General features: G+C 61.7%; 13 protein-coding genes and 1 pseudogene. 12 read left to right on the forward strand and 2 right to left on the reverse strand.

Going from position 1 to position 20,438, the window contains the following annotated elements; translation table 11 throughout:
- The coding region (locus ACH107_RS18750) for a glycosyltransferase family 4 protein (RefSeq protein WP_412507123.1) at positions 1-701 on the forward strand (701 nt) is incomplete at its 5' end.
- A gap of 144 nt (positions 702-845) precedes the next feature.
- Positions 846-4,334, forward strand: a complete 3,489-nt coding sequence (locus ACH107_RS18755) for a glycosyltransferase (RefSeq protein WP_412507124.1) — start codon at positions 846-848, stop codon at positions 4,332-4,334.
- A gap of 53 nt (positions 4,335-4,387) precedes the next feature.
- Here ACH107_RS18755 and ACH107_RS18760 read toward each other — a convergent pair whose 3' ends face one another.
- A complete protein-coding gene (locus ACH107_RS18760) occupies positions 4,388-5,944 on the reverse strand; it encodes a hypothetical protein (protein WP_412507125.1) in 1,557 nt (518 codons plus the stop codon).
- 456 nt (positions 5,945-6,400) lie between these two features.
- On the opposite strand from ACH107_RS18760, the gene ACH107_RS18765 reads away from it, so the two are divergent.
- From ACH107_RS18765 to ACH107_RS18790, 6 genes are all read left to right on the forward strand, one after another.
- Complete coding sequence (locus ACH107_RS18765; protein WP_412507126.1) at positions 6,401-10,003, forward strand: glycosyltransferase; 3,603 nt, start codon at positions 6,401-6,403, stop codon at positions 10,001-10,003.
- Positions 9,978-11,153 (forward strand): glycosyltransferase family 4 protein, encoded by a 1,176-nt coding sequence (locus ACH107_RS18770; protein ID WP_412507127.1) that lies wholly within the window; start codon positions 9,978-9,980, stop codon positions 11,151-11,153. Before ACH107_RS18765 ends, ACH107_RS18770 begins: the two co-directional genes overlap by 26 nt.
- A gap of 109 nt (positions 11,154-11,262) precedes the next feature.
- Positions 11,263-12,678 carry a mannose-1-phosphate guanylyltransferase/mannose-6-phosphate isomerase gene (locus ACH107_RS18775; protein WP_412507128.1) on the forward strand — a complete coding sequence of 472 codons (1,416 nt, stop codon included), beginning with the start codon at positions 11,263-11,265 and terminating at the stop codon, positions 12,676-12,678.
- Positions 12,679-12,757: 79 nt separating this feature from the next.
- Positions 12,758-13,756 (forward strand): polysaccharide pyruvyl transferase family protein, encoded by a 999-nt coding sequence (locus ACH107_RS18780; RefSeq protein WP_412507129.1) that lies wholly within the window; start codon positions 12,758-12,760, stop codon positions 13,754-13,756.
- A 14-nt stretch (positions 13,757-13,770) separates the two neighbouring features.
- Positions 13,771-14,487, forward strand: a complete 717-nt coding sequence (locus ACH107_RS18785; protein ID WP_412507130.1) for a hypothetical protein — start codon at positions 13,771-13,773, stop codon at positions 14,485-14,487.
- 23 nt (positions 14,488-14,510) lie between these two features.
- A complete protein-coding gene (locus ACH107_RS18790; protein ID WP_412507131.1) occupies positions 14,511-15,998 on the forward strand; it encodes an FkbM family methyltransferase in 1,488 nt (495 codons plus the stop codon).
- A gap of 31 nt (positions 15,999-16,029) precedes the next feature.
- On the opposite strand, the gene ACH107_RS18795 is transcribed toward ACH107_RS18790, so the two are convergent.
- The gene (locus ACH107_RS18795) at positions 16,030-17,274 is read right to left on the reverse strand and encodes a methyltransferase domain-containing protein (protein WP_412507132.1); all 1,245 of its coding nucleotides are present in this window, start codon (positions 17,272-17,274) and stop codon (positions 16,030-16,032) included.
- Between the two features lie 235 nt (positions 17,275-17,509).
- Between ACH107_RS18795 and ACH107_RS18800 the strand changes: the two genes are divergently transcribed.
- The 4 genes and pseudogenes from ACH107_RS18800 to ACH107_RS18815 form a co-directional block, all read left to right on the forward strand.
- Positions 17,510-18,559: a hypothetical protein gene (locus ACH107_RS18800; RefSeq protein ID WP_412507133.1), complete on the forward strand. Its 1,050-nt coding sequence runs from the start codon at positions 17,510-17,512 to the stop codon at positions 18,557-18,559.
- A 50-nt stretch (positions 18,560-18,609) separates the two neighbouring features.
- Positions 18,610-19,929 carry a glycosyltransferase family 2 protein gene (locus tag ACH107_RS18805; protein WP_412507134.1) on the forward strand — a complete coding sequence of 440 codons (1,320 nt, stop codon included), beginning with the start codon at positions 18,610-18,612 and terminating at the stop codon, positions 19,927-19,929.
- The gene (locus ACH107_RS18810) at positions 19,926-20,141 is read left to right on the forward strand and encodes a hypothetical protein (protein WP_412507135.1); all 216 of its coding nucleotides are present in this window, start codon (positions 19,926-19,928) and stop codon (positions 20,139-20,141) included. Before ACH107_RS18805 ends, ACH107_RS18810 begins: the two co-directional genes overlap by 4 nt.
- A 4-nt stretch (positions 20,142-20,145) precedes the next feature.
- A pseudogene (locus ACH107_RS18815) lies at positions 20,146-20,438 on the forward strand (glycosyltransferase family 2 protein); the annotation flags it as partial.

A 20,438-nucleotide genomic window follows, 5' to 3' on the forward strand; every position in this document is an offset into this window, starting at 1 on the left:
ACAGGGGCGTCGCCCCCGATCGTATCGGGATGGTGCCCAATGCCTGCGATCCCGCCCGGTTCAGACCGCTTGCGCGGGACGAGGGGCTGATGCGGCGGCTCGGCCTGCCGGCCGATGTGCCGGTGATCGGGTATGCGGGGTCCTTTACCCAGTACGAGGGGTTGGACGACCTGGCGCGCGCCTGCGCGATCCTGCGCCGGCAGGGTCATTTCTTTCGCCTGCTGCTCATCGGCAGCGAGCCGCCCGATCACGCCGGGGCGTTCCCCGTCACCGACCGAATCCGCCGGATCGCCGCGCGGGACGGGCTGGGCGACTGGCTGATCCTGACCGGCCGGGTGCCGCACGAGGCGGTGGCGGCGCATTATTCCCTGGTCGATATCGCCCCTTTTCCCCGCAAGTCGCAACCCGTGACCGAACTCGTCTCCCCGCTCAAGCCGCTCGAGGCGCTGGCCATGCAGAAGGCCGTCGTCGTCTCTTCCGTGGCCGGGATGGGGGACATGGTGCAGGACGGGGAAACCGGGCTCGTCTTCGCCAAGGACGACCCGGATGCGCTGGCCACGGTCCTGGGCCGGCTTCTCGGGGATGCCGCCCTGCGCCGCCGTCTGGGCGAGGCGGCCCGGGCATGGATCATGGAGCACCGGAACTGGCAGCGGACGGCCCAGACCATGAACGCCATGATCTCGGAGGTCGTGGGCGGGTGATGTTGCCCGGGTTGCCATCAGCGAGAATGTTGTCGCGTTGTGCCTCAGGAAGGTACTTGCTAAGACAGCAACGATTAGTGCCGCGCGGGACATTTGGCGTCAGGCCGCATCAATCGAGAAGCAGATTTTCAGGGGTAATTATTGATGGCTTCCGGGAGCACTGAAAACCGACCCATTCATGACGGATTTCTCGCAGCTGCGCGCGTCTTGCGCGACATGGGCCGACTCACCTCGGAAACAGCGGTTCTTCGAGCAGCATCGGACCGTTGCGAGACGCCCGAGGCGTTCGAGGCGCTCTTGAAAAGCGCTGAACGCGTTCACGACAAAGCCACTGCTGCAGCGGCCTTCGAGAAACTCGAAACCCTTTATGAAGCGCAGCGCGACAAGGAACAGCTGGCCGCCCTGAGAAAACATCGCCTGCGCTTCCTTCAAAGGGACGGTGTCGACAAACCTCGTGTTGCGGGAATCATGGACGAATTCACCATGGCCAGCTACACGCCGGAATGTGTTTACTTGCCGTTGCACCCGGAGTCGGCCTGCCAGCAGCTGACCGAGTTCCGGCCGGATTTCGTTTTCATCGAATCTGCCTGGCATGGAAACGGCAACCTATGGAACAAGATGGTCAGCACGGTATCCGAACCGTTGGAACGCATGCTGAGCTGGTGTCGCGACAATGGTATTCCATCGGTTTTCTGGAACAAGGAAGACCCGGTTCACTTTCATAGCTTCATCGCCGCTGCCCGGCTGTGTGATTTCGTCTTCACCACCGACATGGATTGCGTTCCGGCGTACAAGGACGCGCTCGGACACGAGCGTATCTATTTCTTGCCCTTCGCCGCGCAACCGCAATCGCACAATCCGATCGCCACGATGACGCGCAAGGATGCCTTCAATTTCGCCGGCTCTTATTATTTGCGTTATCCCGAACGGCAGCGCGACATCGCCGCGATCATCGATACGGTCAGCAGGCTACGCCCCGTTGAAATTTATGACCGGAACCACGGGAAAGACCACCCGCACTACAAGTTCCCGGAAAAATACCGGAGCATGATCCTCGGTAGTCTGCCGTTTTCCGAGATCGACAAGGCCTACAAGGGCTACCGTTACGGTATCAACATGAACACCATCAAGCAGTCGCAGACCATGTTCGCGCGACGCGTGTATGAGCTCATGGCATCCAATACCGTGGTTGTCAGTAATTTTTCACGCGGCATGCGCATGATGTTCGGCGATTTGGTGATTTGTTCGGATCAGCGCGATCAACTGGCTGCCCGACTGGACCGGTTGACGGCGGATGACACGGAGTATCGCAAGTTTCGCTTGCTGGGGCTACGCAAGGTGATGCGCGAGCACACCTACGCCGCACGCCTAGCCTATATCCAATCGAAAGTTCAGGATAAACCCTATTGGGAGGAGCAGCCAGGCGCGGCGCTCATAGCCCATGCCCCGACCATCGACGGGGCTGAACAACTCATCGCGCAGTTCCGCGCCCAGACACATGACCGAAAGCGACTGTTCCTGCTGTGTCCCGGAGGCGCTCCGGACGGAACGGAGCCGGATATCCAGGTGTTCCGGGATGCCGACAGCCTGATTTCCACCGTCATGGCCGAATGCAACGAGTTCGCCTTTTCCGGGGGGATGCATACAGGTGATCATTATGGCCCGAATTACCTGACCGATCTGACGTTGGCGGCCCGCTACAGTGATGCAGAGGGGTTTGGCAAGGGTTGCCATTATACCTTTGCAGCCAAGGGTATGAGCCTGCACAACGAAGAACTGCGTTATGGCCCCGTGGACGCCCTGCTCTTGCGCGCCGCAGTTTTGCGTAGCGCACATCTTACGCCTGAGTTGGTTCGCGACATGCTGCAAGCCCCGGAGAGCACCACTGTTTCCGGTATGTCCCTACTGGCGCTGGACGAGTTCAATTATTGCCGCGATGGTGCGGGCGAGGATGCGGCCGCAGCCCTGGCTGATGATCTCGAGCTGCCCTTCCAAGGCTGTAATACGTCCTCCCTTTACGAAACAGCCGAACGCTTGCCGGCTGCAAAACCTCGGATGCGGGCCCGCGGAACCGCCCTGCCATCACTGAGCGCCGAGACCTTTTTCAGCGGATCGATCGTTTCGAAATCCATGCCGCTTACCAAGCGGAAGGACAACGGACGGCTGATTGTCGCGCGCGATACCGATACCGGTCAGGCCGCGTATCTGTGGATGAAGGCAAAGCTTCCCCGCAAAGATTTGAATCTGACGGATCAGAGCAGCTTGAATTTCGAGATGGATCACGACCTGGCGCAAGCCAGCCTGGTCTGTGAATTCTACACGGATGACAATCGCAAGATCAGCCACTCGATGCTTTCAGCCGGGGGGCGCCACGCGCTTGCCATCCCGGATGATTGTACGCAGTTGCGCTTCGGGCTCAGGCTGGTCGGCACCGGCTCTCTCGCGCTTGGTGACATCACGTTCGGTGCCGATACCGCCATGCCTCCGGTGATCATGGGCAACTCCGACACGCTGGTGCTGACCAAGCAGTACCCGTCCTATGATGATCTCTACAAGTACGGCTTCCTGCACAGTCGGGTGCGTGGCTACCGTGCAGGCGGCAAGGGGGTGGACATCTTCCGGATGAACCCGGGTATCACGAAGGCCTATGACGAGTTCGAGAATATCGACGTCGCCACCGGCGATGCCGAACTGTTGGACGCGACCTTGCGCACGGGCCAGTACAGGCATGTTCTGGTGCACATGCTCGACCGGCAGATGTGGGAGGTGCTCAAACCTCATCTCGACCATCTGAAGGTGACGATCTGGATCCACGGCGCCGAAATCCAGCATTGGAAGCGGCGGGAGTACGAGTTTTCGCATATGACCACCGACGAGATCGCGCAGAAGAAACGGCGCGCCGAAGGTTATCTAAAGCTGTGGCAGGAGGTTTTTGCCGATCCCAGCCCCAACCTGCACATGGTGTTTGTCTCGGAGACGCTGCGCCGAGAGGCCACCGAGGACGTGGGTCGTGCCCCACCCGAAGGCCGCTGTTCGGTGATTCACAACTACGTGGACGGGGATTTCTTTGCCTATCGTGAAAAGACCCCCGAGGACCGGCTTCGGATCCTGTCAATACGTCCCTACAGCTCCGCGACCTATGCCAATGACCTGACCGTCGCCGCGATCGAGGAGTTGGCCACACGCCCTCTTTTTGACACCCTGTCCTTCACTCTTGTTGGCAGTGGCCCATTATTCAGACCTCTCACCCAACGCATCGCGCATCACTCCAATGTCAACCTGCACGAGACATTCCTTTCCCAGAAAGAAATCGCCGCATATCACGCGGAACACGGAATTTTCCTGTGCCCGTCGCGGATGGACAGCCAAGGCGTGTCGCGGGACGAGGCGATGGCCTCGGGGCTGGTGCCGGTGACGACTGATATTGCTGCAATTCCTGAATTTGTCGACGAGAGCTGCGGTCTGCTGGCCCCACCCGAGGATCCGGTGGCCCTTGCCGACGCGATCGAGCACCTCTACACCGACCCCGACCTGTTCCTGAAGCTTTCCGAAAGCGCAGCCCGAAGGGTGCGCGCGCAATCGGGATACGAGCAGACGGTGGGACGAGAGTTGGGGGTGTTAACTCAAGATTAAGAGTAAGGTATCAGATCTTTATAGATGCGACCGTAACCCTTTGTTGCATCAAGTCAGCAAGATATCTCGTTTTCCAGAATAGTTGCATGAATGTTTTTTGCATCCACTGGATGGGAAAACTTTCCCTGCTGAACCGCGGTTTTCATCGCGGCGTCCGAAGCTAAATTTCGCTTCGCTATCTTGGAAAGATGTTCTGCGAGATGGTCGATTGGTCGTCGGTCATTTTTTTTAGTTGAAACTCGTTCATGCCCACTTCCCTGAAAAGTCTTACCAATTAGCACTTCGCATTTTGGCAATAACAACAAGGTATCAAGGCATTCTTTTGCGGGCTCTTTTTTCGGATTGTCATAAGGACGTGTCAGAAGATCCGGAATCAATGCATTCATGGCATCGAAGAGAACCTGGTTTCTTGCGATTTCCTGCGATGATTTGAAACTGGTTGCCTCCTGTAGATATTTTGATCCAAGTGGCGATATGCGAATGGAATAGTTGGCAAGCAGGCCGGAATGTAAGCGATCTCGAAATTCGCGGTAATGCGCGATCATTGGGTTAATCGTGTCAGAGGTTGAGAAAATTCTTTCTAAAGCCTCTTTAACGTCTATTTTTATTCGCTGAAAAAACTCTTCGCTGACGAACTTATCCTCATGTTTGTGGAAAAAAGTATCGATATCGGTGTTCGGATAGAAAGGCCGATGTCTTTCCCCTCCGCCGCCGCCAATATTGACGAGTTTTTCACTAAATTGATGGTCCGGAAAGTAAACCGGGCTGTATGCACCAAGTGATGACAAACGCCACATCTCAAAGCATTCACGAGAACTTCGCCATGAGACGGGAACAGAAAGCGGTTTGTTCAATGGAAACCGATAAAACTTGGAAAGCCGTTCGGCTACTTTGAAATCTTCCCGGTGCCTTCCATGTTTCCCACAATTGAAAGTCAGTTCATTGGTCATGCTAAGTCCCAGCTTTGACTGAGCGTACATGATGAGCGCAAGATTGATGCGAGAATCAACGCCGCCCGTTATGTCTGATTTTACAAAAATTCCGGGCGTTGAAATGAGTGTCGCAGTTCGGTTAACCCAGAGAGATATGAAACGAATCATCGCTTGTTCATAAGTTTCTGCCGTCGGCTTTGTCGATTTCATGGTCAGTTTGATTTCAGATCTTGAAATTCGTATCTCAGCTTGTGCCGGAACGAGTTCTATTTCGTCGACTGCCGTTTTAAATGACCAGAGTTGCTGCCAGAACGGGCCTGTGAGAAGCCAAGCATTCAAGTGTTCCGGCTGCGGTGTGATACGCCATCCAGCAGCCCTTACGAAATCCAGCAGTTTGGAAAATGAATTAGACAAGGCCCATTTGCTACTATCCCTATAAAGAAAAAGCTTCATTGTACCGTTGAAGTCGGTTCCAGCGACGTGGTCGCTGCCTTCCTTGCGGAGCAGAAAATAGCGACCATCTTCGTGAATTTCTGCGCAGCGCTGTCTCTCTGATTCAAAGTTACGCAGGCCAGATTCACCAATAACGAAATCCTCTTCAAAAAACGCATGACCGCGAAAAAAAAGATCTGGGAGTTTTTGACCCACAGAAAAAACAAAGAAATCATCTGGCGTCATGGTGTTTCTCTTTGCTGCATATGATGGGTGAATAATCCTGACTGTTATGCGTGCATGATGCACATTTCATTTTCCGTCTGAAAGGGGTTAGCCGGGGCTTTCTTCCGGTCCGATATAACCCGTGGCTTGCTACACATGGCGTGTATACGCGGGCGGCGCAAGCAGTTGACGCTTCGTATCGCCTCGGGCGCTGCCGCCTGCATTCCGGTCTGGATGGGATGTTCAGAAGCGTCCTCAGCACCCGGGTTAATGACTACCAGCCTTCGCAAGTCGTCGTGTTCGGTCCATTGGCAGGCAAGCGAGTGCGTTTTCGACTGCAGTTCGAGGATATTTGAACTTTGAACGTCGTTGCTTCGCTTCCCGCGCGGCGACAACCTTGCCACCCCGGGGCATTTAAATTAGGAGTATCTTTCGAGTAGATGTGAAAACTTTCGTGAGATCTGAGAAATTCCGGTCATGGTCGCACTCACCCAGTTCACGACGGGAATTTCGGATCAGAAGAAACACCATCTCCGGGTGGTTCTGGACGTCATCGGCCCCTCCCCTGAGAAGCCGCCCGCCCTGGCCACGTTCTCGTTCCGCGATGCCCAGGGAAATGTTCTGGAGCCGCCATACCGGGGGTTCTCCCATTCGAAACATTACGGGGCTTTCCGTTATCTGGGCAAACCGGGCCAGAGCGGGCAGCTTGAGCTGTGGGTCGATATCACGCCGCCGCCCGGGGCCGCCGGCGTGGATATCGAGATCCACCGCTGGCAGGCCGGGTTCGTCATGCTGCTGGAAGCGCCCGAGCTGGAAACGGCCCCGCCGGCGGCCGCGGGGGGCGAAACGGCGCTGGCGCCCGGAAAGGCGGCCGATACATCCCTTGCTTCGTCGTCTAGCGCCAAACCGGCCGCCGCGCGGAAGGATGGCCCTCTGGCACAGACCTCCAAGGCGGTCTTCCCGGACCAGCGTTTCCGGTTGCGAACGACGCTTCGGGTTGCCGCCCCCTCCCCGGAAAAGCCACCCGCCCTGATCGCGTTGTCGTTCCGCGATGCCCAAGGAAATGTGCTGCCATCGCCGTATAAGGGAATTTTCCAATCGAAACGCTACGGCGCCTTTCTCTACCTCGGAGAGCCGGGCCTTGACGGGCAATTCGAGGTCACGGCCGAGGCCGCGGCCCCGCCGGGGGCGACCAGTGTCGAGATTTTCCTGTACCGCTGGTATGCGGGCTCGGTCTCGGTGCCGGAAGAGCCCGAATGGCTCACGCTCGAACAGCTTTCGGAAACACTATCCGACAAACAGGACTCCGAGAAGCCCGGCCTCGACCTGCTGGTATCGCTCGCCCGTGATGTGGAACCCGGCGAAGGCTACGAGGTAAGCGGCTGGATCGACAGCCCCGCCCCGCTGCCGGAGCGTTTCGCGCTGGCCTCCGTCATCTTCGAGACACGGGACGGAAGAGAGGTTCCGCCGCTACCCGGCATATCGGTCTCGTCACGGGTCGGGGCGTATCGCTACCTGACACCGTCCGATCACGCGCTTTCCGCGAACGAGACGAAATTCAGGGCACATGCCGTTTTCATCGCACCTCGTGAAGCGGCACGGATGAACGTCCGGCTGATCCGGTGGCGCGCCGAGGAGGGACTGGCCGTACAGGATCCCGAAGTCGCCTGGCTCGGTGCGCCGGATCAATGCATTGCCCATGGCGAAAGTGGTCTGGAACTGACGAAATGGTTCGCCTTGCAGGGGCGCCTCCGTTTCCGGAGTGCCGACAGCAAACACATCGGCATTGTCATCTTCAGCTTCAAGGACGCCGCCGGCGAGCCCGTTCTCACGACCGCCGAAGGGCTTTCCACGTCGGAGCGGTTCCTGAACTATGCCTATATCCGGGACGACCGGGACCCCGACCCGGAGGATGTGCGGGAGACCGACTTCTTCATTTCCTGCAAGCGGCCGGAAGGCGCGCAGCACGTCTCATGGCGCCTGATGCCCTGGGACGCGAACATGGCCGAACTGGCCCACCCCCCCCGGATACGGGAACTGGACACCAGCGCCGACGCTTGCCTGGACGGTCTTTCCGGTCAGGCCCGGATACTCAACGACCTTTCGGAGGAGCATGCCGGGATCCTGCGCCGGAATCTGCCCCGGGACCCCCTGCTGACAAACCTGGCACGGCGCCGTTTGGCCGTGCACGCCGAGGCGATAACGCGCACGCAAGAAGGGGATTGGCTGACCGTGAAGGCCAATCTGAAATGGGCCAAGGGCACCTTGTCCGGTAACCGAATGGCGATTCATCCCGTTTATTTCGACTTGTCGGGCGACCGGCTGGAAGCGCCTTCACTTCTGGGATGCGCAGAATCGGAACGGATCGGGGGATACCGTTACATCGCCCTCCAGGAAGACGGTGAGCCGGGCAAGGGCTGGTTTCGCGAAAGCTTTCTGACACCACCGGGTGCGGCCTATGCCGCCTTCTACCTGCTGAGCGTGAACGGCCCGGCCGAGATCGGGGTGAAGAGCGTGACTTGTGCCCCGATCCACCGCGAGGACATTTTCACCGGTCTCGACCTGTCGGAGCTGAAGACCGGCCAGCTTACAGGGCTTGCCCAGATCGCCGACCGCATATGGGATTTGAAGGCACAGCGGGCCATTTATGTCGCGCTCAGTTGGGCGGAGCCCAAGACGACGAAATACTCACAGAAAGCACGGTCCCTGTCGAACCAACTCGAACCCCTCGACCCGGGCTGGCTGCCGGCCCTGCCGGCCCGCCGGCCGGTGGCTTCGCCCGACCCCAAGTCGGTTCTGCACCTTTTCAAGGTGATCTGCCCCGATGAAAGCAGTGGCGGCGCCGTGCGCAGCACCTGCATCGTCGAGGAGCAGGCCGCGCAGGGGCTCAGGCCCGTGGTCTGCATGCCGCTCGGGGCGGTGCCGGCGGACCAGGACACGCTTCGGGACGGATTGGGCGAGGTGACGCGCAACGGCGTGGCGGTCAATTATCTCAATTTTACCCCTATCGAACCTCGCGCGCTTTCCCTGGCAAAGCGCTATTCGTTCGAAACCCTGATGTATGACCGCGTCGTCAAGAAACGGAAATGCTCCCTCATTCATGCCGCCTCCGGCTTTCACGGATACGAGAACGCGCTCAAGGGGCTGGCACTGGCCCGGGCCAACGACCTGCCCCTGGTCTACGAGGTCCGTTCCTTTCACGAGCATACCTGGCGCCCGCTGGGGGACACCGAGAAGGGCGAGAGCCTGACACATCTGCGACAGGCGCAAGAAGATCGCTGCATGGCGGCGGCCGACACCGTGGTCACCATTTCCCTGTCGATGGTCGAGAACCTTCAGGCGCGGGGCGTTCCGGCGGACAAGCTGTTCTTCGTGCCCAATTCGATCGGGGACGAATTCATCACCCTCGGCGGTGCCGGCGATATCGCCGCGTTACGCGACCGGACCGGCCTGACCGGCAAGACCACGATCGGCTACATCTCCAACTTTTCCCGGCGCGAGGGGCATATCGTCCTGCTTGATGCCTTCACGCGCCTGGTGGCACGCGGGCATGATCTCCACCTGGTCATGGTGGGCGACGGCCCCGAGCGGGAGAAGATCATGGAGGAGGTCAGGGCGCGCAAACTCACCGGGCGCGTTGTCATGCCCGGCGGGGTGGACCATGCCGACATCAAGTCCTGGTACAACTGCATCGACTATTTCGTCGTGCCCCGGATACGGGATTTCGCGTCCGATCATGTCACGCCGCTCAAGCCCTTCGAGGCGATGTCGCAGGAAATCCCGGTTTTCATGTCGGATGTTCCCGTGACGCGTGAAATCGCCGGGAAAGACCATGAAAGGGCCGATGTCTTCCCGCCGGGGGATGACGCGTATCTCGCCGGGCTGATCGAGACGGCGCTCGGGAAACGGACGGAGTTGAAAAACCGTGCCGCCGAGGCGCGGCAATGGATCCTTGCGGAACGTACGTGGTCGAATACCGTCCGGCGCTACGAGGAGGTCTATGCCCATGCGCGCGCGGCGCATGCCCGGCACAGCTCTGTGGAAAGGAAAGCCGATGGCAGCGCCAATCCCGGTTATTGACGCCAAGAGGGAGCCGAGCCGCGTCCTGGTCGACCAGTTCCTGGCACTGGAGGCCTCGGAGGCTTCTTGCCGGGGGGAGGATCCCGGGCTCATCATCACGCTTCCGCCGAGTTGGGGAAACAAGTATCAGATCCTGCTTTACGGTGCCGCGGCCAGGCATGGCTATGCCGTGGCGGGGGTCGTGCATCCCGAGAACCTGTCATTGGTGTCCTGGGCCGGGCCGGTCATCCTGCATGCGCACTGGTTTGCCGGTATCTTCAACGATGCACGGTCCGAGGGCGAGGCGCGAAGCCGGCTGCACCGGGCCTGTGACCAGATCCTGGCCTTTCGCGAGCGCACCGGGGCGCGCCTGATCTGGACGGCGCATAACGTCTTTCCCCACGGCAACCGCTTTCCCGAAACGTTCCTGGAGCTGCGGCGCTGGACGCTCGAACATTTCGACGCGATCCACGTACTGCAGGAGTCACATGTCCCCGTGCTCGAGGAAAGTTACGGCAAGACACTGCCCAACCCCTTCACCGTGCCCCACATGACCTATTGCGGCACCATCCTCGACAGCGTGGACCCCGTTGCGGCGCGGGCCTGGTTGGGACTGCCGTCCGAGGCCCGTGTCTTCGGCTTTTTCGGCTCCCTGCAGTCCTACAAGCGGCTTGACCGTTTCCTCGAGGCGTTCGACCGATTGCGCCGCGACAGCGATCGGCCGGTGGCCGCGGTGATCGGCGGCGTTCCCGGCGCCGACGACACGGCCTGCCGGCTGCAGCTGGACCGGGATCTCGATCCCGACATCAGGCTGCTGCCGCGGCGCATACAGGATCACGAGATACAGTACCTGCACCGCGCCTCCGATGTCATGGTGTTTCCCTACGCCGAAACGCTCAACTCGGGCGCCGCGCTGATGAGCGCGAGTTTTCGCACACCCTTCCTCATGCCCCGCGGCCTGGCCTCGGCCCCGCTTGAAAGACTGGGCGGGATCCTGTTCGACCCCGAAGACCCCGACGGGTTGTACCGGGCGATGCGTTCCGTCGTCGCCGGCACGTCTGCCCCGGTCTTCGACGAAACCGCGCTGGAGGCCCTGAAGCCGGCACGGATATCCGGGATGTTTTTCGAGAAACTGCAGGAAACCCTGAACCCGCCCCGGGAAGAGAATTGACCGCGCCCGAAAGACAGCCACGGGATTACCGGCACCATGTCATGAAACGGCCCGTGGGAGGAAAGTTCCTTCTGCCGCATCGCAGCCACTGCCCAAGGAAGAGAGTGTCATGATCATCCACCCCGTCATTCTGTGCGGCGGCGCCGGTACCCGGCTCTGGCCCCTGTCGCGAAAGAGCTACCCCAAGCAGTTTTCCAGGCTGACCGGTGAACTGTCACTGTTCCAGGAAACCGTCCGGCGGATCCGTGGTGACGGGTTCGCCGATCCCGTCATCCTGACCAATGACAGTTTCCGTTTCATCGTGACCGAGCAGCTTGCGCAGATCGGCGTGACGCCCGCCGCGGTGCTGATCGAACCGGAAGGACGCAATACCGCCCCCGCTGTCCTGGCGGCCGCGCTCTGGCTTGAGGGCACCGCGCCCGAGGGCGCGATGCTGGTCGCCCCGTCCGATCACGCGATCCCCGATGCCGATGCGTTCCGGGCCGCGATACGGGCCGCGGCGCCCGCGGCGGAATCCGGTGATCTCGTCACTTTCGGTATCACGCCGGCCCGCCCCGAGACCGGGTATGGCTACCTGGAACTGGCCGAGGGCGCGGATGCCGGCCTTCAACATCCGCAACCGCTCGCCGGGTTCGTGGAAAAACCCGATGCGGACCGGGCCGCGGCGATGATCGCCTCGGGCAAACACCTGTGGAACGCGGGGATCTTCCTGATGTCCATCCGCGCGGCCGTGGACAGTTACGCCACCCATGCCCCCGCGATGAGCGACAGCGTCGGGCACGCCCTGACCGAGGCGCAGAGGGATCTCGCCTTCACCCGCCTCGCCCCGGCCCCCTGGAGCGCGGCCGAGGACATTTCCATCGATTATGCCATCATGGAAAAGGCCGCCAACCTGCAGGTGATGCCCTTTCACGGGGCATGGTCCGACCTGGGCGACTGGGGGGCCGTCTGGCAACAGGGCGCGCCCGACGAACAGGGCAATGTCTGTTCGGACCACGCCACCGCGCTCGACTGTCGCGACACCCTGTTGCGATCGGAGGATCCCGATCTCGAGCTTGTCGGGATCGGGCTGGAAGACATGGTCGCGATCGCCATGCCCGACGCGGTACTCGTGGCCCCGAAATCACGCAGCCAGGATGTGAAACGGGTCGTCGCGCAGCTCGAGGCCCCCCAGGCCACCGAGTTCCCGCGCGATCACCGGCCCTGGGGCTGGTTCCAGAGCCTCGCCATGGGCGACCGGTTCCAGGTGAAACGGATCGTGGTCCATCCCGGCGCGGCGCTGTCGCTGCAATCGCATCACCACCGGTCGGAACACTGGATCGTGGTGCAGGGCACCGCGAAGGTGACGGTGGATGACGACGTGCAGCTGATCTCCGAGAACGAGTCGGTCTATATCCCGCTGGGCGCCGTGCACCGCATGGAAAACCCCGGGAAGATCGACATGGTCATTGTCGAGGTTCAGACGGGCAGTTACCTTGGCGAGGACGACATCATCCGCTACGAAGATGTCTACGCGCGGGAGTGAGGCAACGCCTCGATTTGCGCGATCGAGGCGAATAGAAAACCCGGCTGCTCCGGCGGCTTTGCCAAGGGAAGGAAATGAAGTGAAGAAAATCGGGCTTGTGGGATTCTTCGGCTGGGGGAATTTCGGAGACGAACTTTTCGTGGAAGCCTACAGGCAGTTTCTCGAGCCTCACTTCGAGGTGAAGGTCGTGCACGACCTTCTGAAAAAGCCGTATTTCTCGCGGCCCATCGAAGAGATGATCGGGGATTGCGATGCCTTCGTGATCGGTGGTGGCGATCTGATCATTCCATGGTCACTGTCGGGCCTTTACTGGCGCGAGGAATTCCTCTCGAAACCGGTCATCGTGAACAGCGTCGGCGTTCCCACATGGGGCGGCTACGACAAGAACGTCATCCAGAAATTGCGGAATTTCGTCAATCACGAAAACGTCCATTATGTCAGCGCCCGCGATCCGGAAAGCGAACGATGGATCGGAAGGCACCTGAGATGCGAAAAGGTGATCGAGGCGCCCGACATGGTCTGTGCGCTCAATCTGCCGCCCGCGAGCCCATCGGAGGACCCCGTCCTGGGCATCGTCACCCGTTTCCGCCGCGGGGGGGAAGACGACTATACCCAGGTGAAGAAACTCTGCGAAAAAGCAGCTTCCCATGGCTACAGGATACGCCAGATCATTCTGGGCAACGGTTTGACCGGCGAGAATGACCGCTCCACCGCCGACGAGTTCGATTTCCCGGACAAGGAAATCGTGTATTCCGAGAATATCTGGGACCAGTGCCGGGCGATCGGGGAATGCACCGCCCTGGCCAGTATGAAGTTTCACGGCTCGGTGGTGGCCGCGATGTACGGGGTGCCCTCCATCGTGCTGTCCCCGACCGACAAGAGCCGCAACTTCATGCGCCGGATCGAGCGCGAGGACCTGCTGTCAAACCTCAAGGACCCCAGGCTCGCGGATCATTTCTCTCCTTTCATGGCGCGCATTCCGCGAACGAGCCGCGAGCAACTTGCCAGTGGCGCGCGGGAAGGCCTGGAACGACTAAAAAAGGCGCTGCATGAAATCCCCCCCGAAACTGTCGCCTAACCAGGAGATACGTGATGCCATTCTTGTCTCGGGAACACGAGTTTCTTTTCTATTCAGCTCCGGCAACAGGCAGTACAGCCATTATTGATGCCCTGTTCAGCGGGATCGGCGGTGAATATTATCCGGAGACGGATATTGTCTCCGGAAATACCCGGATCACCCCACGCAAGCATGCGACACCGCAACAAATGCGGGATGGCGGCTTGATGACGCCCGAAATACTGGATTTCAAGACGATGGTCGGCGTACGGAATCCGTTTTCGTTTCATGTCGCAAAGTATCTCCGCAACAAGACGAAACGCGCTCAACAGATCCAGAACGAGAATTCATGGATCAACAAGCTGCCCAAGGGTGACCGCGACCGATATGTCCGGCGTATTCAAAGCCAGATCTCGATGTCGTTCTCCGAATACCTGAGATCGGAATTCAGGCGCTATGATCAGCCAATGGCGGTACAGGCACACTTTCTTGACGATGGCCGTATCGATTTTTTCATTCATCAGGAAAACATCTCGGATGATCTCGAGAGAATTCTTGCGGAAATAGGCATCGCGGAGAAAGTGGCCGTTGCGAAAAAGAACGTCACCGGGGCGCTCAAGAATGACCAGACCTATCACGACTTCTATGATGAGGAGTTGAAAGCTCTGGTCTACGAATGGAACGCTCCCTCCTTCGAGCTGTTCCCGGAATATTCATTCGAGGGGTTCGATCCAGACAAGATCAGGGTATGACAATCCCGGCGGGAGCGTCGCACATGACACCGCGTCAGATCATCTGCGTCGCCTCCGGCGGTTATGTCCGGATCTGGCCGGAATGCATTGCCAGTCACCGCGCCTATGCGCGGCGTCACGGGCTGGAATACACGCTGGTCGAACAGGCCCCCGCCAGCGGCCCGCATCCGAAATGGCTGAAATTCCACCTCGCGCTCGAGGCGCTGGAGGGCGGTCGCGACGTGATGCTGCTCGATGCCGATGCCCGCATCACCACTGAGGCGCCGGCTTTCGGCGATGTGCTGGCGCGGCATCCCAACGCGGATATATTTGCCGCGCTCGGCGTGTCGGGACGGCCCAATTCCGGGGTGGTCCTGCTGCGGGGAGGCGGGCGTTCAAGGGCGACCAGCTTCCTGCGCACCTGCATCGCCAATGCCGCCCGTCCCGTGCCGCGCGAGGACCGCGTGACAGCGGAGGGGGAAAATGGCCATTTCATCCATTATCTCAAGCAGTCCCCGTTCGATACCGCATTCCAGTGCCTGGACCCCGGCTGGAACCGCACGGCGCCCCCGGCGCGGCCCGGAGACAATGTTATCCATTATACCGGGCCGATGCGCACAGCCTATCTGGCATCCCTGCCGCATATCGATTTTCACCGGCTGGAGCATGACGAACACCCCCTGGTCGCCCATGTGCCGGAACTGGTGGGAGAGCCCAGGGCGCGGTATTCACGGATTCTGAAATCCGCAGCCACGCCCGGTTTCCTGGAAAGGCTGGCCCGGTCGGCGGAAAAACGCGCCGGCCTGGCCCCGCCCCCGGTCCGGCAGAATGCGCCGGTTTCGTTGCTGTGGCGCATCGAGCGGGCGACCGGGTGGCTTGAACGGCCCACGCGCCTGCTGATGGAACGGCTGGCCCGTCCCGGCCACTGCGCGGTCGATATCGGGGCGCATATCGGTTATTTCACGACCCTCATGGCAGACTTGACCGGCCCTTCCGGCCAAGTCATCGCGTTCGAACCACATCCCGACAATTTCACCCTTCTACGACGAAGTTGCTCCACGCGTGCCCGGGTTTTCCAGCGCGCCCTGGGCGACTCTCGGGGCACGGTGACATTGTATTTCGGGACCGGCCATTCCAACCATTCCCTCTTGGCACAAGGGGCCGGCGACACGGGCACGGAAGTTCCCCTGACGTCTCTGGATAATGCGGCAGAAGGGCTGGGACTGCCGGCACTGGACGTGATGAAATGCGATGCCGAAGGGTCGGAATGTGCCATCCTGCGTGGCGCGACGCATACGCTTGCCAAGTCCCCGGGCCTCGCGATCTTCATCGAGATCAACCCCCGTCAGCTCGTGGCGGCGGGAAGCGGTGCCGGGCAGGTTCTGGAACATCTCGACGCGGCCGGTTTCATCATGCGCCGCATCAATGATGATTACACCCTCGGACCCGAAAACAAGATCACAGGCCGCTTGACAGCCAATTATCTGGCGATGCGCGCCGCCGCATGGCGGGATTTCGAGGCCGACCTGTAAACCCGGGGTCAGCCCGGGATTCCGGTGCCTTTCAGGCGGACTTTTCAGTGCTGCCCTGATCCTGCTGGCGAAACTCCGCCTCGTCGATCTGCCGGGTCAGGCGGCGGTTTTCCTCTTCCAGCTCTAGAAAGGCCGCGCGCAGTGTCGAGAGCCGGGTCTCGGCCGTCTCGCGCGCCGCGCGTTCGGCCGCCACTTCCCGTGTCAGCACGGTATTTTCTTCCTGTACCGCCGTGATCTGCGCCGTCTGTTCGGCCAGTCGCTCCGACATGCCTTCCTGCTGGTGTCTTTCAGCATTCAGTTCCGCCTGCGCGGCCGCCAGCTCCCCGCGGAGCTGCGCGGTGGTGTCTTCAAGGGCCTGACTGCGCGTCTCGGCCTGGTGCAGATCCGCCTTGAGCCCTTCGAGCTCGGCTTCGCGCCGTTCGAAGAGGGCGAGGCGTTCCTGCACCTCCTGTTGCAGGTCCGCGTGGGCCCGCTCGGCGCGGTCCGCGCGGGCCTGCTGGCTGTCGCGGGCGTCTTCGGCCTGTCGCAGCCTGTCGTGATCCGCCCCGAGCCGTTGCCACAGGGCCGCCTGGATCTCGAAAGCGGCCTGTTCGGTCCGGGCCAGCAACGGGCTGACCAGGTCCTGCCCGGCGCTGTCCCCGGCCGCGCCCTTGGTCATCACGGCCCGGATATATCCATCCGCGACATCAAGCTGTTCGACATGGCCGTGGGCACCGAGCGCTTGCTGGATATCGCTGAGGAAGAAGCTCTGTATCTGGTCCTGTTCGGGTTGCACACCGAACGGGGCAGTCAGGACGAGACGGCCTTCGTCACGAAGATGGCTACAAGCCATGTGCAGGAAGTTCGGAACATTGGTGACATGTTCCAGCACGTTTCCCAGGACCACCGTGTCGAAGAGCGGGTCGAACCGGTCCTGGAACAGGCTGGTATTGCGGAATTCCACCCGCTCGCGCACGGTTTCGGCCTCATCGGCAAGCAGCGCGCCGGCCCGGGCGACGGCATCGGCATCGATATCGATGCCCACCACGTCGAACCCTTCCCGTGCCAGCAGAACGGGCAACATGCCCTCGCCGGTGCCGACATCGAGGATACGCCCGCCCGACACCCGCGATGCGATCCAGTGCAGGCGATGGCGAATGGCCCGCGTTGCGGAGGGGTCATCGACCCGGCCCGGATAAACCGGCGCGACGTGATTGCGTGACCCCGACGGGGCCCTCACGGCCGTGCTGTCGGAGGGCGAAGCCGCGGCATTTTTCTTGGCGGGCGCATCACGCATGGCGAGGATCATTCCATGAAACAGATAAAACACGAGTTTGCGTGCAGGCGTATAATATTTGAAGTGGCAAAAAAAGCGCATTATACAACGCGCATGCCGGCTTTGGGTCGGCGAATGCCATGCAGTGTCTCCGCATGTCATTGAACTTGAATTTCCAGGGGATCATGCCGACGGTGCGGTCCCGGATGGCAGCGCATGAAAGTCCGGCGACTTGGGACAGGAACGAACCGTATCGATGAGCATGCAGGCATCCGGCGACGCCAAACGGGACGACGAACCCGATGCCTGGCTGTTGCAGGTCAGGCTTGACCGCCTTGAACACGACCTCTCCCGGGCGCGGAACAAGGCCGACTACTGGAAGGCCGCCGCACAGGACGCCGCTGAAAAACTGGCCACCCTCGAAGAGCGGCTGGCCGAGCGGGACGCGCAAGCGGCCGAAGCCGCAGCCCGGGAAGATCCGCGCATCAGGCAGTTGACCCTGCAGGTCTCGCACAGGGATGCGGCGATCGACCAGCTCCGCGAGGATCAGGAAACCCAGAAGGAGGCGTTCGAGGACAAGCTGGCCACGCTGGAGAAGGCCCGGGCCGAGGAAGCCAAAGAGCTGGAAAACCGCCTCGAAACGATGGAGGCGGAAAAGCAGGCGCTCGGCGACGAGCTGGAAAGCACCCGGGACGAGGCGAAAAACCACGCGGAGAACGCACAGCAAAAGGCCGCGGAGCTCGACAGGGTACAGGCCGCGCTGGAAGACCGTTACGGCGACATCGCCGCGCTTGGTGAGGCCCTGGAGACGGAACGCGAAAGGCGTCAGGACGAAACCGCCTCGCTGGGCCGACTCCTGGAGGCGGCGCGACAGAAACTTGCCGAAACCGAAACGGCCCTGCAGCATGCGCATCACAGGCAGCATGTACTCGACAGCCTGGGCGCCACGAAGGCGTTCCTGAATGCCGCTCTCGGCCGTCCGCTCGCATTTCGGCGCCACCAGAGGGCCCGCAACAGGATCAACGAGGACATGCGCCTGATCGCCGCCTCGGGCCTGTTCGATGCCGAGTGGTATCTGCAACGCTACCCCGATCTCGCCCAGGCGAAGGACACGCCGCTGCGCCATTTCGTCCGCTACGGCGCGTACGAGCTGCGCGATCCGGGGCCGGAATTCGATTCGATGAAATACCACCTGCACAATCCCGATGTCACCGCGCATGGCATGGCCGCGCTGATGCATTATGTGCGCAGCGGCAAGTCCGAGGGGCGGGACGCGTTCAAGGTCGCGGACCCGGAACAGCCGTAGCATCCCGCGCGGGACGGAGAGTTTCAGCCATGCCCCCAGGGTCGTCCGACATGCCGCAGACGCTGGCGGAACTCCGGCGCTTCCTCGACCGCCCGGTCACCGACGACAGCGGCGCCCCGACGCTTTCGCTAACGCATCAGCTTCAGGCCGCGCTGGCCTGGTGCCGCGGGCAGGACGGGCCGGGATACGGACCGCTGGCCGAATGCCTGGAACATCTCCTGACGCGGCTGGCCCAGGACACGCTGCCGACCCGGATCGCGCTTCAGGAGGCCCGGTTCGAGTTGCAAGTACTGCGCGAGCTTCACGCCTCCCCCCGGGAAAACCGGCTGACGGGCGATGCCCACGCCATGGGACTGCTGCTCGCCCGGCTGCTGCCCGATCTGCCCGCCAACCTGCGCAAGAAAGCCTTTTCCCCCGCGGATTACCGGGCGCTGAACCCGGATGTGGCCAATGCCGGGATCGACCCGCTGGACCATTACCTGTCGGGCGGCGCCGCGGAGGGCCGCTTGCCCCGGGCCCTGGTGCGGGAATTTCCCGGCTCCTACCCCGACAGCGCCTTCGGCACCCTCGCCGAGCTGGCCGGCACGACGGCCCCGCCGCGTTTCGCGGCCGACCTGCCGGGCGCCCTGCGCGACGAGGCGCTGATGCTGCTCGGGCGGGAAAGACCCGGCATAAGCGTCATCCTGCCAACCTGGAACCGGGCACACACGGTGATCCCGGCGGTGGCCTCGGCGCTTCTGCAGTCCTTCGCCCCGCAGGAAGTCATCGTGGTCGACGACGGCAGCACCGACGCCACCGCCGACCTGCTGCGGACGCGCTTCCCCGAGCCGCTGGCCGAGGGGCGGCTCGTGCTGATCGAGCAGGCGCAATCCGGGGTGTCGGCGGCACGCAATGCCGGCCTTGCGCGCGCAGGCGGCGAGATCATCGCCTATCTTGACAGCGACAACCGGTGGGACCCCGATCACCTGCTTTTCGGCGCGGCCGGGCTGCTGGCCGGTCGCGGCGCCCAAAGTGCCTATACCGCGCTCTGCCGTCACAACCTGTCGGCAGGCTGGAGCGATATCCTGTTCCGGCCCCATGATCCGGCGGCGCTGGCCGAGGAGAATTACATCGACCTCAACAGCTTCCTGCACCGCCGGGAGCTACATGACAGGCTGGGCGGGTTCGACAGCGCGCTCACCCGTTTCGTGGACTGGGACCTGATCCTGCGCTACACGCATGACAGCGCCCCGGTGGCCCTGCCCGTCATTACCGGGCACCATGTGATCGACGAGACGGGCCTCGGCAATATCACCATGCGGGAGCAGGCCGAGCCGAACCTGGCCCGCATCCGGGCCAAGCAGCACGACGCGGAGGAAACGCGGGGATGACGGACCGGAACTGCGAAGAGACGGACCGCCGGCTCGCCGCCCTGGAAACCCAGAACCGCCTGCTTCTGGCCCAGGCCGAGGCGCTGCGCAACGCCCTGGCCGAACGCGATGACGAGATCACCCGGCTGAGCGCGCGCCTGCTTGAGCAGGCAACCGCCCCGCCGCCGGCCCGTCCCGGCCTTCTGGCCCGCCTCCGGCCCCGGCGGCGCTGAGCCCGTGCGCCCCCCGGTTCCCGAAAGCGACATCGCCCGCATCCGGGCAACCGCGCTTTTCGACGCGGCATGGTACTGGCGGCGCTACCCGGACGTCGCGCGCCTGCCGCTCGACCCGGCCGCACATTTCGCCCGGATCGGGGCCTTTCTGGGGCGGGATCCGGGGCCGAATTTCTCGACCCGGTTCTATCTCGGCGCCAATCCGGACGTGGCCGCCGCCGGGCTCAACCCGCTGCTGCACTACCTGTCCACCGGCCGGGCCGAGGGGCGGGCGCCCCATCCCGGCGCCGTGCCCCC

The sequence above is a fragment of the Roseovarius halophilus (ex Wu et al. 2025) genome (assembly GCF_047086965.1).

Excerpts from the sequence above, each read along its gene's own strand:
- ACH107_RS18755 (WP_412507124.1), top strand. The coding sequence starts at position 846 with ATGGCTTCCGGGAGCACTGAAAACCGACCCATTCATGACGGATTTCTC.
- ACH107_RS18760 (WP_412507125.1), bottom strand. The coding sequence starts at position 5,944 with ATGACGCCAGATGATTTCTTTGTTTTTTCTGTGGGTCAAAAACTCCCA.
- ACH107_RS18765 (WP_412507126.1), top strand. The coding sequence starts at position 6,401 with ATGGTCGCACTCACCCAGTTCACGACGGGAATTTCGGATCAGAAGAAA.
- ACH107_RS18770 (WP_412507127.1), top strand. The coding sequence starts at position 9,978 with ATGGCAGCGCCAATCCCGGTTATTGACGCCAAGAGGGAGCCGAGCCGC.
- ACH107_RS18775 (WP_412507128.1), top strand. The coding sequence starts at position 11,263 with ATGATCATCCACCCCGTCATTCTGTGCGGCGGCGCCGGTACCCGGCTC.
- ACH107_RS18785 (WP_412507130.1), top strand. The coding sequence starts at position 13,771 with ATGCCATTCTTGTCTCGGGAACACGAGTTTCTTTTCTATTCAGCTCCG.
- ACH107_RS18790 (WP_412507131.1), top strand. The coding sequence starts at position 14,511 with ATGACACCGCGTCAGATCATCTGCGTCGCCTCCGGCGGTTATGTCCGG.
- ACH107_RS18795 (WP_412507132.1), bottom strand. The coding sequence starts at position 17,274 with ATGCGTGATGCGCCCGCCAAGAAAAATGCCGCGGCTTCGCCCTCCGAC.
- ACH107_RS18800 (WP_412507133.1), top strand. The coding sequence starts at position 17,510 with ATGAGCATGCAGGCATCCGGCGACGCCAAACGGGACGACGAACCCGAT.
- ACH107_RS18805 (WP_412507134.1), top strand. The coding sequence starts at position 18,610 with ATGCCGCAGACGCTGGCGGAACTCCGGCGCTTCCTCGACCGCCCGGTC.
- ACH107_RS18810 (WP_412507135.1), top strand. The coding sequence starts at position 19,926 with ATGACGGACCGGAACTGCGAAGAGACGGACCGCCGGCTCGCCGCCCTG.